This window comes from Pseudomonas sp. BRG-100 (assembly GCF_000737955.1).
In the GTDB taxonomy this organism is placed as follows: domain Bacteria; phylum Pseudomonadota; class Gammaproteobacteria; order Pseudomonadales; family Pseudomonadaceae; genus Aquipseudomonas; species Aquipseudomonas synxantha_A.
On record NZ_JPRX01000001.1, the window covers coordinates 3,841,790 to 3,854,049 of the forward strand.

Here is a 12,260-nt window from a genome sequence, read left to right on the forward strand (position 1 = left end):
ACTGTGACTTAAAAATACCAGATAGTCACAAGCAGACCCTATGTGTCTGAAAAGTTGTTCGGGTACACTCGGGGTCTGTAAAACCGATCCTATCGAATCACTTTTCATGTTCCCACGAGGTTTGCCATGGCTGATTACAAAGCGCCGTTGCGTGATATGCGCTTCGTCCTCAACGAAGTTTTTGAAGTCGCCAAGACTTGGGCCGAACTGCAGGCATTGGCAGACACCGTTGATGCCGAAACCGTTGAGGCGATCCTCGAAGAGGCCGGCAAGGTTACCGCCAAATCCATCGCGCCCTTGAGCCGCGGCGGCGATGAGCAAGGCTGCCATTGGACCGACGGCGCGGTGCGTACCCCGGACGGTTTCCCCCAGGCTTATGCGACCTACGCCGAAGGCGGCTGGGTGGGTGTGGGCGGCGATCCGACCTATGGCGGCATGGGTATGCCCAAGGCGGTGTCGGCGCAGGTTGAAGAAATGATCAACTCGTCGAGCCTGGCATTCGGCCTGTACCCGATGCTGACCTCCGGCGCCTGTGTCTCGATCAACACCCACGCCAGCGAAGAGCTCAAGGCCGCGTACTTGCCGAAGATGTATTCCGGTGAGTGGGCAGGTTCCATGTGCTTGACCGAAGCCCATGCCGGCACCGACCTGGGCATGATTCGCACCAAGGCCGAGCCTCAGGCGGACGGTTCCTACAAGGTCAGCGGCACCAAGATCTTCATCACCGGTGGCGAGCACGACCTGACCGAGAACATCATCCATCTGGTGCTGGCCAAACTGCCGGATGCACCGGCGGGGCCCAAGGGCATCTCGCTGTTTCTGGTGCCCAAGTTCATGGTGAACGCCGACGGCAGCCTTGGCGCGCGCAACCCGGTGACCTGCGGTTCGATTGAACACAAGATGGGGATCCAGGCGTCCGCGACCTGCGTGATGAACTTCGACGAAGCCGTGGGTTATCTGGTCGGTGAGCCTAACCGTGGCCTGGCGGCGATGTTCACCATGATGAACTACGAGCGTCTGGGGGTGGGCATCCAGGGCCTGGCGTCCGGCGAGCGCTCCTATCAGAACGCGATTGAATACGCCCGCGACCGCCTGCAAAGCCGCTCCCCGCTGGGTGCACAGGCCAAGGATAAAGTGGCAGATCCGATCATCGTGCATCCGGACGTACGCCGTATGCTGCTGACCATGAAGGCGGCCAACGAAGGCGGTCGTGCGTTCTCCACCTACGTGGCGACGCAGTTGGACATCGCCAAGTTCAGCGACGATGCGCAGGCGCGCGAGCGCGCCGATAACCTGGTGGCGTTGTTGACACCCGTGGCCAAGGCGTTCCTCACCGACCTGGGCCTGGAAACCACTGTGCTCGGCCAGCAAGTGTTTGGTGGCCATGGCTATATTCGCGAATGGGGCCAGGAGCAGTTGGTGCGTGACGTGCGCATCACCCAGATCTACGAAGGCACCAACGGCATTCAGGCGCTGGATTTGATGGGACGCAAGATCGTCGGCAGCGGCGGTGCGTTCTACACGCTGTTCGCCGATGAGATCCGCCAGTTCATCGCTGAATCGGGGGCCGAGCTGGCCGAGTTCACCACGCCGCTCAGCGCAGCGGTGGATAACCTGGATGAATTGACGGCCTGGGTACTGGACCGCGCCAAGAGCAACGCGAATGAAATCGGCGCAGCGTCGGTGGAGTACCTGCATGCATTCGGCTACATGGCCTACGCCTATATGTGGGCGCGCATGGCCAAGGCCGCGTTGGGCAAAGAGGCCGAGGAGGCTTTCTACGCCAGCAAATTGGGGACTGCACGTTTCTACTTTGCCCGTCTGCTGCCGCGCATTCATTCGTTGAGCGCGTCGGTAAAAGCTGGTAGCGAATCGCTGTTCCTGATGGATGAAGCACTGTTTTAAGGGCCTGTAGGGCGTGTAAGCAATCTCTTACATGACGTGCTGCTAATCGTCCTCTATCGCCAAATTGGATCCACGGATAATCTACTTCACATGGACGTCGCGCAGGAAGCGCAAAGCAACAACACGGACACGTAGGATTCTGCCAGGACGGCGGAGTGAAATGGATGTCAGGGAAACAGTCTGCAAAGCCCCGCTTCGGCGGGGTTTTCTTTTGCCCGCGAAAAAGTCAGGCGCTTGCCTGCGGGGCATTCATCACGTCTTCCAGCAGGGTGCGCAGCAATGCGACGGTGGCCTGTTGGCGTTGCACATCGCGGCACACCAGCCCCACCTTCAATGGCACCCTCGGTTCGCTCAAGGGTTTCCACAAAAGCGCCTGGCTGTTGTGTTCGTCCTGGGAACGCCCCGGTAGCACCGTCGCCAGCTTGGTGTGGGGCAGGCTGTCGAGTATTCCCACCATGGTGTTGAGCTCCGCTTGCACCTGCGGGCGCCGCCCCAGGTTGGCCAACTGGCCCTGCCAGATCTGCCTGACTTGAAACTCCTCCCCCAACAGCAGCATCGGTAACTCGGCAGCTTGTTTGAGCGAGACTTTCTTGAATTCGCGCAGCGGATGGTCGTCGGGAATCACCACCTTCAACTCATCTTCATACAGCAGCACACCGTGCAGGCCTGGCTGGCGTGGTGGCAGGTAGCTGATGCCAATGTCGAGGGAGCCGTTGAGCAACCGCCGCTCAATCTCAAGCCCCGTCAGCTCGTAAATCTGCACCACCAAATGAGGTTGGGCCTTGCGCACGCGCTCAAGCATTTGCGGCACCAGGCTGGTGTGCACGGTTTGCAGCACGCCGATGGCCAGGGTCCGCATGGCCTGGCCCTTGAAGTTGCGTAGCGCTTCGACGGCTTGCTGCATGCCATCAATGAGCGGCAACGCGTGGTTGTATAAGGTGTGCGCCGCCAGGGTCGGCAGCAGCCGCTTGCTGCTGCGTTCGAACAGACTTACATCAAGGTTCTGCTCCAGCTGGCGAATCTGTTGTGACAAGGCCGGTTGCGAGATCGAAAGACGCTCCGCAGCACGCCCTACGTGGCCTTCCTCATACACCGCGACGAAATAACGCAGTTGCTTGAAATCCATAAGGCTTACTTATCGAAAAAGCTGGAAAATCGAAATGGCCGCTGGCCCCCGAGACGCCTAGTCTAGCGCCTATTCGCAGGGCTTACAGGGCCGGATCGGACAATGAACAGCGTTTTTGTTGATAGCGTTTACATAGGCAAGGCAAAAAAACCTCAGGTGCAATGGTCCGGCCGTAACCACCAAGGTCAGGTTGCCAACGGGGGTAAGTTGTGAATCTGTTCAACATCCGCCGCCCCGCCCCGAGCCTGGATGACCTGATCCAGGATGCCCCACGCGACACGCATTCAACCGAGCATTTGATGCCCACTGTGGCGCGCCCACCTCAAGTGTTTGTGCGAGGCCAGGGCTCGTGGCTGTGGGACAGTGATGAGCGTGCCTATATGGACTTCAGCCAAGGCAATGCCGCCAACAGCCTGGGCCATAGCCCACAGGTATTGATCAAGGCCCTGGCTGCGCAAACCCAGGCGCTGATCAATCCCGGCAATGGCCTGCATAACCGTGCCCAACTCAATCTCGTCGAGCGCCTTTGCCAGCATACCGGCAGCGACCAGGCTTACCTGCTCAATAGCGGCGCGGAAGCCTGCGAGGCGGCAATCAAACTGGCGCGCAAGTGGGGGCAACTGCACCGTGGCGGGGCCTATCGCATTATCAGCGCCAGCAACGGTTGCCATGGACATGGCTTCGCTACGCTAGCCGCTTCGGCTGGTACCTTGGTAAACCGCTTCGAACCGCAATTGCCGGGCTTCAGTCACGTTCCCTTCAATGATCTTCCCGCCCTGCATGCTGCCGTGGATGCCCAGACGGTGGCCATTCTGCTGGAACCGATCCAGTGCGAAGCCGGCGTGATCCCGGCGACCGAACACTATCTCAAAGGCGTCGAGCGGCTGTGCCGCGAACTGGGGATCCTGCTGATCCTCGACGAAGTGCAAACCGGCATGGGCCGCTGTGGCACCTTGCTTGCCGAGCAACAGTACGGCGTGCATGCCGACATCATCACCCTGGGCAAGGGCCTGGGCGGCGGTGTGCCGTTGGCGGCGCTGCTGGCACGGGGCAAGGCCTGTTGCTTTGAAGTGGGTGAGCTGGAAGGTACCCATCATGGCAATGCATTGATGGCCTCGGCTGGGTTGGCCGTCACCGATACCGTGCTTGAGCCCGGTTTTCTTGAGCATGTACGCGTGTTGGGCTGTCACCTGGGCGAAGGGCTTGCCCGTCTGGCCTATCGCTACGGCCATGGCCCATTGCGCGGGAATGGCCTGATGTGGGGGCTTACCTTATCGGATGATTCTGCGGATGCGGTGGTAAAAGCCGCGCTGCAAGAGGGACTGATCCTCAGCGCGCCGCAACCCGACTGCCTGCGCTTCACACCGGCGCTGACGGTGAGCAAAAGCAACATCGACGAAATGCTCCTGCGCCTGGCCCGCGCCTTCTCACGGGTGCGCACCGCGCAACTGCAATGTCGAAAGGGCATTGCTGTTTAACCGTCCAATTCCTGAACCGTCTCGCGGTATACGCGGCGCCCTCAGCCTGATTCTTTTGGCTGGGGGCGTTTTTTTGCCTGAGTAATTTCTGGTGTGAAAACGTTTATTGAGTCTCTTTGGAAACGATGGCTTTTTAGCGAGCGTCGGCAAGGACTGCCGGAGGGGCACGACGTGCTCGACTTTTAATCTATACCACTGGGTGGTATGTTTTAGGAAGGGATCTCCATGAGGCTCAGGTTGTTCAAAACAAGGCGATTTGCCGAGGCGGCCACTAAAGTCTGGATCTGCGATTCTGAGTTGAGGAAGGCGTTTGGCGAAATGTTGAGGGGGCAGGCAGATAATCTGGGAGGTGGTGTCTGGAAAAAACGTCTCAACCAGAATCGGCATCGGTCTGTTGTATTGGCCAAGGGCAGGCATTATTGGGTTTATCAGTTTCTGTTCGCGAAGCAGGATCAAAGCAATATAACGCAGAGCGAACTTGTCTGGTTTCGAACACTTGCCAAAACTTATGAAGGGTTAAACGAAGCACAGATTCAGCGCATGCTGGATCTCAGGGAGTTTGTGGAGATACATCATGACCAAGAAGTATAAAAGTGAGGCGCTTGAGTCCATTCATCAGTCTGCCGAAGCGCTTCATGCCATCGGCGCCATCAGCAAAACCACGCTTCGAGAATATGATGAAGCATGCTTATCTGCCATGCCGGACCAAATCCCTGCCGAACAGATCAAGCAACTGCGTGAAAGCAGCCATGTCAGCCAACCTGTATTTGCCCGCTACCTGAACACCAGTGCTTCCACGGTCAAAAAATGGGAGTCGGGCGAGAAACGGCCCAGCGGCATGGCACTCAAGTTGTTGAGCGTCGTGAAGAAGCATGGTCTGCAGATTCTGGCGTGAGATGGCTCGATGCCAGAATCCACTGAACCCTCACGAACCGCCAATGTCGATTAGCTACACGGCTCACACGAGCCGATTTTCTGGAGCTGACCCATGGACATTATTCGTATCATCATCGCTATTCTGCTGCCGCCACTGGGTGTGTTCCTGCAAGTAGGCTTCGGCGGTGCATTCTGGCTGAATATCCTGCTGACCCTGTGCGGTTACTTCCCTGGCATCATCCACGCGGTGTACATCATCGCCAAGCGTTGAAGCCCTCAGCCTTTTGCAATGAGCCGTGAGTTGCGCTCATTGCGAAAGGCCAGTTGCTCGATGGTCTGGGTGGCATGTTCGGCTTCTTCCCGTGCCTGCAGGATGATGCCGTGCTGCTCGGACTTACTGCATACAGGGTCGGCATTGCTGGCGTCACCGGTGAGCATGAACGCCTGGCAACGGCAGCCGCCGAAATCCTTTTCCTTTTCATCGCATGAGCGGCAGGGCTCGGGCATCCAGTCGTAGCCGCGAAAGCGATTGAAACCAAACGAGTCGTACCAGATGTGCTGCATGCTGTGGTCGCGCACATTGGGAAACTGCACCGGCATCTGCCTCGCGCCGTGACAGGGCAGGGCGGTGCCGTCCGGTGTCACCGTCAGAAAGATGCTGCCCCAGCCGTTCATGCAGGCTTTCGGACGCTCTTCATAATAATCCGGTGTCACGAAGATCAGCTTGCACGGATGACCTTCGGCTTCCAGTTTGGCGCGGTATTCATTGGTGATGCGTTCGGCGCGCACCAACTGGTCTCGGGTCGGCAATAAGCCCACGCGATTAAGCTGCGCCCAGCCGTAGAACTGGCAGGTGGCGAGTTCGACAAAATCCGCTTCCAGCGCGATACACAGCTCGATGATGCGGTCGATCTTGTCGATATTGTGCCGATGGGTGACGAAGTTCAACACCATCGGGTAGCCGTGTGCCTTGACCGCACGGGCCATTTCCAGCTTTTGCGCGAAGGCTTTTTTCGAGCCGGCCAACAGGTTGTTCACCTGTTCGTCGCTGGCCTGGAAACTGATCTGGATATGGTCCAGCCCGGCCTTTTTGAAGTCGCTGATTTTCTGCTCGGTCAGGCCGATACCGGAGGTGATCAGGTTGGTATAGAAGCCCAGCTTGCGGGCCTCGGCGATCAGTTCGGCCAAGTCCTGTCGCACCAGTGGTTCACCCCCGGAAAACCCCAGCTGTGCGGCACCCATCTCGCGGGCTTCGCGAAACACCTTGATCCATTGCTCGGTGCTCAGCTCTTTGCCCTGCTCGGCGAAATCCAGCGGGTTGGAACAGTACGGGCACTGCAGCGGGCAGCGATAGGTCAACTCGGCCAGTAGCCACAGCGGCAAGCCGATGGCGGGTTTTTCAGGCAAGGGTGATCCAGTGCTCAGCACGGGCGACCTCCATGAATTGCTCGATGTCTTCACCGAGCTCCGGTACGCCGGGGAATTGTTGGTCCAGCTCGGCGATGATGGCTGCCACGTCGCGCTCGCCGTCGATCAAACCGCCGATCAACGCGGCGCTGTCGTTGAGCTTGATCATGCCTTCCGGATAGAGCAGCACATGGCCTTTTTGCGCAGGCTCATACTGGAAACGGTAGCCCTGGCGCCAGGTCGGTATTTTGCTGCGATCAAAGCTCATAGGGTGATCCCTTTATGCCACACCCGCTGCTCGGTCACGCTGTGATAGGGCGGGCGTTTGAGTTCGTAGGCCATGCTCATTGCATCGAGCATGCTCCATAGAATATCCAGTTTGAACTGGAGAATTTCCAGCATGCGCTCCTGGCCCTCGCGGGTGGTGTAGTGCTGCAAGGTGATCGCCAAGCCATGTTCCACATCGCGACGAGCCTGGCCCAGGCGGGTGCGGAAGTATTCGTAGCCGGCCGGGTCGATCCACGGGTAGTGCTGCGGCCAGCTGTCGAGGCGCGATTGGTGGATCTGCGGCGCGAACAGCTCGGTCAGCGAGCTGCTGGCAGCTTCCTGCCAACTGGCGCGGCGGGCGAAGTTGACGTAGGCGTCCACCGCGAAGCGTACGCCGGGCAGCACCAGTTCCTGGGAGCGCAGCTGGTCCGGGTCGAGGCCAACGGCCTGGCCCAGGCGCAGCCAGGCTTCGATACCGCCGTCTTCCCCCGGTGCGCCGTCGTGGTCGAGCAAACGCTGGATCCACTCGCGGCGGATCTCACGGTCCGGGCAGTTGGCCAGGATCGCGGCGTCTTTCAGGGGAATGTTCACCTGGTAATAGAAGCGATTGGCGACCCAGCCCTGGATCTGCTCGCGGGTAGCGCGGCCTTCATACATCGCCACATGGTAGGGGTGATGGATATGGTAGAAGGCGCCCTTGGCCCGCAAGGCTGCCTCGAACTCGGCGGTCGTCAGCGGTGTGTCAGTCATTTCAGTGGCTCCTACAATTCAATGCTCATGCCGTCGTACGCCACTTCGACATTGCGCCGCACCAACTCGGCTCGCTCGGGGGAATCTTCATCGAGGATCGGATTGGTATTGTTGATGTGGATAAGCACCTTGCGCTGCTTGGGCAACTGCTCCAGCACTTCGAGCATACCGCCCGGGCCGTTCTGCGCCAGGTGGCCCATCTCGCGACCGGTGCGGGTGCCGACGCCACGGCGCTGCATTTCATCGTCATCCCACATCGTGCCGTCTACCAAAAGGCAATCGCTGCCGCCCATGATATCCAGCAGCGGCGCGTCGACCTTGCCCAGGCCCGGGGCGTAGAACAGTTTACCGCCGGTGCGCAGGTCTTCGACGATCAGGCCGATGTTGTCACCGGGGTGCGGGTCGAAGCGGTGCGGCGAGTAGGGCGGCGCTGCGCTGCGCAACGGCAGTGGGGTGAAACGCAGGTTGGGGCAGGCCGGAATGGTGAAGCTGGCGTCCAGTTCGATGCGGTTCCAGGCCAGGCCGCCGTTCCAGTGGGTCAGCATGGTGAACAACGGGAACCCGGTGCTCAGGTCTTCATGGACCATGTCGGTGCACCATACCTGATGCGGGCAGCCTTCCCGCAGGCTCAACAGGCCAGTGGTGTGGTCGATCTGGCTGTCCATCAGGATGATTGCGCTGATACCGGTATCGCGCAGGGCGCGCCCGGGTTGCATGGGCGCAAAGCCCTGGAGTTGCGCGCGGATATCCGGCGACGCGTTGCACAGTACCCAATTCACACCGTCGTCGGAGATCGCGATGGACGACTGGGTGCGCGCCTGGGCCCGCAGGCTGCCATCGCGAAAGCCTGCGCAGTTCACGCAGTTGCAGTTCCACTGCGGGAAGCCACCGCCGGCGGCGGAACCTAGAATCTGGACAAACATGATCTCTCCATCAAGCGCAGCTCAAAACAAAAACGCCCCGGGCGAACCGAGGCGTTGTATTACTCAGCCAATCAACGGCTGGCGAAGTACATGGTGACTTCGAAACCAATACGCAGATCAGTGTAAGCAGGTTTGGACCAGGTCATATTCTTACTCCTATCAAGGGATGGGACGTTCACTACCAAGTAATACATATAGTCCACCTCCCACTGGAGATGTTCAGATATTGCTGCGCAATGTTACGCAATTCTTTTCAAGTTAGCGCTGTCTCGATGGAAAAAGCCTGTTGCAGGGTTGGCAACGATCATTGTGCCGCTTGCCAGTCATCGCTGATACGCGGGCCGTTAGCCACGCAACGCCAGCCGCCTGCTGCTTCAAGGAGTTGTTGGGCTGCGTGCTGCAAGTCCTCGCGTGTGCGGCTTTGGATCAGGTGTTGAAGTTGATCCAGGTAACTCGACGAATGACCCGCCAACTGCGCGTGCCAAAGCAAATCGGCGGCTTGGCTGACGGGGAGCGCCTGGGCCGTGAATTGCTGCGCAAGAGGCTGATTGCCCACGTCTGCGCTGCGTTCGATCAAAGACGGCAGTTGTTGCAGGAAGGCTTGCAGGTGTTCGGCGATCCTGCCCAGTGACAGGCTGGGCGATTGCACGCCAAACAACAGGCCGGTTTGCCCGTTGATTTGTCGGATGCCGCTGAACACGGCGTAGCCGATTTGCAGCTCAACTCTCAAACGTTGGTAGAACGGGCCCTGGAGCATATGCCCGAGCAGTCGCCAGTTGGCCTCATCGACGAGAGACTGGCTCGGCACTGGACAAAAAAGCAGCAGCGCAGCGTCGCTGGATGCGGTGTTCACCGGGTGCCAGATCCGCTGCCCGTTGAGAACTTCAGGTGTGCATTGAATGTTGGCCGGCTGCCCTGGCAAGCGGGCGGCGGCGATTTTGATCGCCGCTTCACAGGCCGCAGGCAAACCCGCACCCAGCCCCTGCCAGTGAGCAGTGGACCACGACGCTGGTGTCTCCGAGGAGTTGGCTGAAACACCGACGCAGCAAGCCGGCAACGCCTTGAGAAGTTCGCGAATGGCGATCATCGGCGGGGGCGTCGGTGATGACAGATGTGCATCCGAGCTGCTCAGGCAGCGCGCCAACGCTTCGAGCACGGCCGGCATCGGTTTGTGAAGGCCGTGCATGTTCACCCGCCAATCGTTGCCAATGGTTTCGCAAGACAACTCGACACCCGCTTGACGGGCTTGCTCGCGCAATGGCTGCAACAGGCTTTCCAATCCGGCGGGTACGGCAGCGTCAAACCGCCAATGCAGGTACAGCGCGCCTTCCTCGGTGTCATCCGCCAGTGCGTTGCTGAAGGTCAGCGCCGATAACTCCCTCCGGCCCCGTAAGCGATCCTGGGCAAAGGTACGCAAGCCCCGATGGGCGCTGGTTTGGCCGCGGATCAAACCGGCGCGTTCTTCCTTGGCCGGCGCACGAAGAAAGGGGTTGCCCGGTGGAAGTTGCCAACTGTGTTCAGACGCGGGCAGATGCAGCGATGCAAGCATGGCCTTGAGGGCTGCAATGCCTTGGTCCGACAGGTCTTCGCTGTCGTCGCGAGCCAGTGTCAGGGCGCCTTGAACCTGCTGTTGACGCGCATTGAGCAAGGCAAGCTCTTCACGTAATGGATTCCAGTCGCTGTGTGCGAAAAAGCTCAGCCAGTCATACAACAAGGCTTCGATCTGCGTCGCCGGTTGGCGGTCGCTATCGAGGGTAACGTCGATATCCAGTACCGCCTGGTCCGCGTAGTGGTACAGCACAGACGCATGCAGCGCGCTGGCCAGTTGGCGAGCTTTCAGTTCGGCCAACAACCCGCCCGACGCCGAAGCGTTGAGCCAGGTGCAGAGAAACTCCAGTGCTTGGCGGGGGGCGTTACAAGTGATGACCTGATGCAGGTGCTGGCTGGCGGTGTGTTGATAGCTGCGTGCCTGGCCGTGCATCAGCGGTAGTGGTGCGGTTTGCGGGTGCAGGGGGCCGGCAATCAGTTCGTCACCGAACTGCTGGGCAAGGGTTTGCAAATCTGCCAGCGATTGCGGACCGGCGAGGCTCAAGGTCATCTGCCCGCTTTGATAGAAGTGCCTATGGAATTCGCGCAAGGCTTGCTGAAAATCGTCGCTTTCCACCATCAGGCTGTCGCGGTTACCGGCATGGAATCCTCGCAGCGGGTGATCGGCCGCTAAACCTTGCAACAACGCAACTTGGTGTTGTGCCCTGGCGTCCTCGGACCAGGCCACGAACTCCGCGTGCAGCACTTCGCGTTCACGTCGTTGATCGTCCAGCGTCAGGCGTGGATGAGTCACCATGTCTGCCAACCGCGCCAGCCCGTCAGCGAAGGCCGAAACCGGCAGCTCAAAGAAATACTCGGTGGTTCGCTCGCGGGTACTGGCATTGACCTGCCCACCGAGGCGCTGCACGTAGGCCATCAATCCTTCCCCGGCCGGAAAACGCTCGGTACCGAGAAACAGCAAATGCTCAAGAAAGTGTGCCAGCCCCGGCCAGGCCAATGGCACATCGTGACTGCCGGCAGCCACGCGCAGAACGGCGGCGCAGCGCTTCAAGCGCGGCGCATGGCGCAGGGATACTCGCAGGCCATTGGCCAGGGTCAGATGAACGGGGTGAGGGTGAACCGGCGCAGGCATGGGCACTTCCGAGGCGTGAGAAGTGCCTATGCTAGCAAACCCGTGGGGTCAGGGCTTGTGCAGCGCGCCGTAGAGTTCGGGGCGTCGGTCTTGCAGGTAGTGGTTGGCGGCGCGTGCGCTGAGGATTGACTGGCGATCCAGGGTGCCGACGATCAAGGCTTCGTCCAGGCCGGCCTGGGCGATACGTTGGCCATCCGGTGCGGCAATGCTGCTTTGTCCACAGTAATGAATCTCGCCTTCGTGCCCGCAGTAATTGGCATAGGCCACAAAGCACTGGTTTTCAAACGCCCGCGAACGCACGGTGACGTCGGCGACAAAATCGAACGGCACCATGTTGGCGGTGGGCACCAGAATCAGTTCGGCGCCGGCCAGGGCCAGACGCCGGGTATTCTCCGGAAACTCCAGGTCGTAGCAAATCAGAAACCCCAGCTTCCAGCCGTTGAGTTCTACCACCGGAAAATCATCGTCGCCTGCGCTGAACATGGCGTGATCCAGATCGCCAAACAGGTGGGTCTTGCGATAGTTACACAGGCGCTGCCCCTCGGCGTCGATCAACTGGACGGCGTTGTAGATCTGCCCATCGTCAGCCCGCTCCGGATAGCCGTAAAGAATGGCCAGCCCGGCGTTTTGCGCGATCTCGGCAATGGCTTGGGCAGACTCCCCATCCCGCGCCTCGGCCAACGCGCCAACGGCTTCGGCGCCGATGTTATAGCCCGAGAGAAACATCTCTGGCAGCACCAGCACATCGGCGTCGGATGCCTCTTGCGCCAGTTGGCGCAGGCGCTGGATATTACCGGCCACATCCAGCGGCAGCGGCGGGCATTGGTACAGGGCGACACGCATGTTCA

13 protein-coding genes are annotated in these 12,260 nt (G+C 59.7%); 5 read left to right on the forward strand and 8 right to left on the reverse strand.

Annotated elements, in window-relative coordinates; translation table 11 throughout:
- Positions 1-126: 126 nt before the first annotated feature.
- Positions 127-1,905, forward strand: a complete 1,779-nt coding sequence (locus tag JH25_RS10390; RefSeq protein WP_032879117.1) for an acyl-CoA dehydrogenase C-terminal domain-containing protein — start codon at positions 127-129, stop codon at positions 1,903-1,905.
- Between the two features lie 226 nt (positions 1,906-2,131).
- On the opposite strand, the gene JH25_RS10385 is transcribed toward JH25_RS10390, so the two are convergent.
- Positions 2,132-3,031 carry a LysR family transcriptional regulator gene (locus tag JH25_RS10385; RefSeq protein WP_005792083.1) on the reverse strand — a complete coding sequence of 300 codons (900 nt, stop codon included), beginning with the start codon at positions 3,029-3,031 and terminating at the stop codon, positions 2,132-2,134.
- A 209-nt stretch (positions 3,032-3,240) separates the two neighbouring features.
- Between JH25_RS10385 and JH25_RS10380 the strand changes: the two genes are divergently transcribed.
- The 4 genes from JH25_RS10380 (at position 3,241) to JH25_RS28170 (ending at position 5,656) form a co-directional block, all read left to right on the forward strand.
- A complete protein-coding gene (locus JH25_RS10380) occupies positions 3,241-4,509 on the forward strand; it encodes an aspartate aminotransferase family protein (protein WP_032879118.1) in 1,269 nt (422 codons plus the stop codon).
- 225 nt (positions 4,510-4,734) lie between these two features.
- Entirely contained in the window at positions 4,735-5,100 is a 366-nt protein-coding gene (locus tag JH25_RS10375) for a type II toxin-antitoxin system RelE/ParE family toxin (RefSeq protein WP_032879120.1), read from the forward strand.
- The gene (locus JH25_RS10370; protein WP_032879122.1) at positions 5,084-5,404 is read left to right on the forward strand and encodes a helix-turn-helix domain-containing protein; all 321 of its coding nucleotides are present in this window, start codon (positions 5,084-5,086) and stop codon (positions 5,402-5,404) included. Before JH25_RS10375 ends, JH25_RS10370 begins: the two co-directional genes overlap by 17 nt.
- 93 nt (positions 5,405-5,497) lie before the next feature.
- Positions 5,498-5,656, forward strand: coding sequence for a YqaE/Pmp3 family membrane protein (locus JH25_RS28170; RefSeq protein ID WP_003194776.1), 159 nt, complete (start codon positions 5,498-5,500; stop codon positions 5,654-5,656).
- Positions 5,657-5,661: 5 nt separating this feature from the next.
- On the opposite strand, the gene pqqE is transcribed toward JH25_RS28170, so the two are convergent.
- The 7 genes from pqqE to JH25_RS10340 form a co-directional block, all read right to left on the reverse strand.
- Positions 5,662-6,792, reverse strand: coding sequence for a pyrroloquinoline quinone biosynthesis protein PqqE (pqqE, locus tag JH25_RS10365; RefSeq protein ID WP_050549385.1), 1,131 nt, complete (start codon positions 6,790-6,792; stop codon positions 5,662-5,664).
- The gene (pqqD, locus tag JH25_RS10360) at positions 6,785-7,060 is read right to left on the reverse strand and encodes a pyrroloquinoline quinone biosynthesis peptide chaperone PqqD (protein ID WP_032879124.1); all 276 of its coding nucleotides are present in this window, start codon (positions 7,058-7,060) and stop codon (positions 6,785-6,787) included. Before pqqD ends, pqqE begins: the two co-directional genes overlap by 8 nt.
- Positions 7,057-7,809: a pyrroloquinoline-quinone synthase PqqC gene (gene pqqC / locus JH25_RS10355; RefSeq protein ID WP_017138042.1), complete on the reverse strand. Its 753-nt coding sequence runs from the start codon at positions 7,807-7,809 to the stop codon at positions 7,057-7,059. The genes pqqD and pqqC overlap by 4 nt, the downstream gene beginning before the upstream one ends.
- 11 nt (positions 7,810-7,820) lie before the next feature.
- Complete coding sequence (pqqB, locus tag JH25_RS10350) at positions 7,821-8,732, reverse strand: pyrroloquinoline quinone biosynthesis protein PqqB (RefSeq protein WP_005792074.1); 912 nt, start codon at positions 8,730-8,732, stop codon at positions 7,821-7,823.
- A 71-nt stretch (positions 8,733-8,803) separates the two neighbouring features.
- Positions 8,804-8,878, reverse strand: coding sequence for a pyrroloquinoline quinone precursor peptide PqqA (pqqA, locus tag JH25_RS28175; RefSeq protein WP_003194766.1), 75 nt, complete (start codon positions 8,876-8,878; stop codon positions 8,804-8,806).
- Positions 8,879-9,036: 158 nt separating this feature from the next.
- Entirely contained in the window at positions 9,037-11,412 is a 2,376-nt protein-coding gene (gene pqqF, locus JH25_RS10345) for a pyrroloquinoline quinone biosynthesis protein PqqF (RefSeq protein WP_032879126.1), read from the reverse strand.
- 48 nt (positions 11,413-11,460) lie between these two features.
- The gene (locus tag JH25_RS10340) at positions 11,461-12,255 is read right to left on the reverse strand and encodes a carbon-nitrogen hydrolase family protein (RefSeq protein ID WP_032879127.1); all 795 of its coding nucleotides are present in this window, start codon (positions 12,253-12,255) and stop codon (positions 11,461-11,463) included.
- Positions 12,256-12,260: the final 5 nt, after the last annotated feature.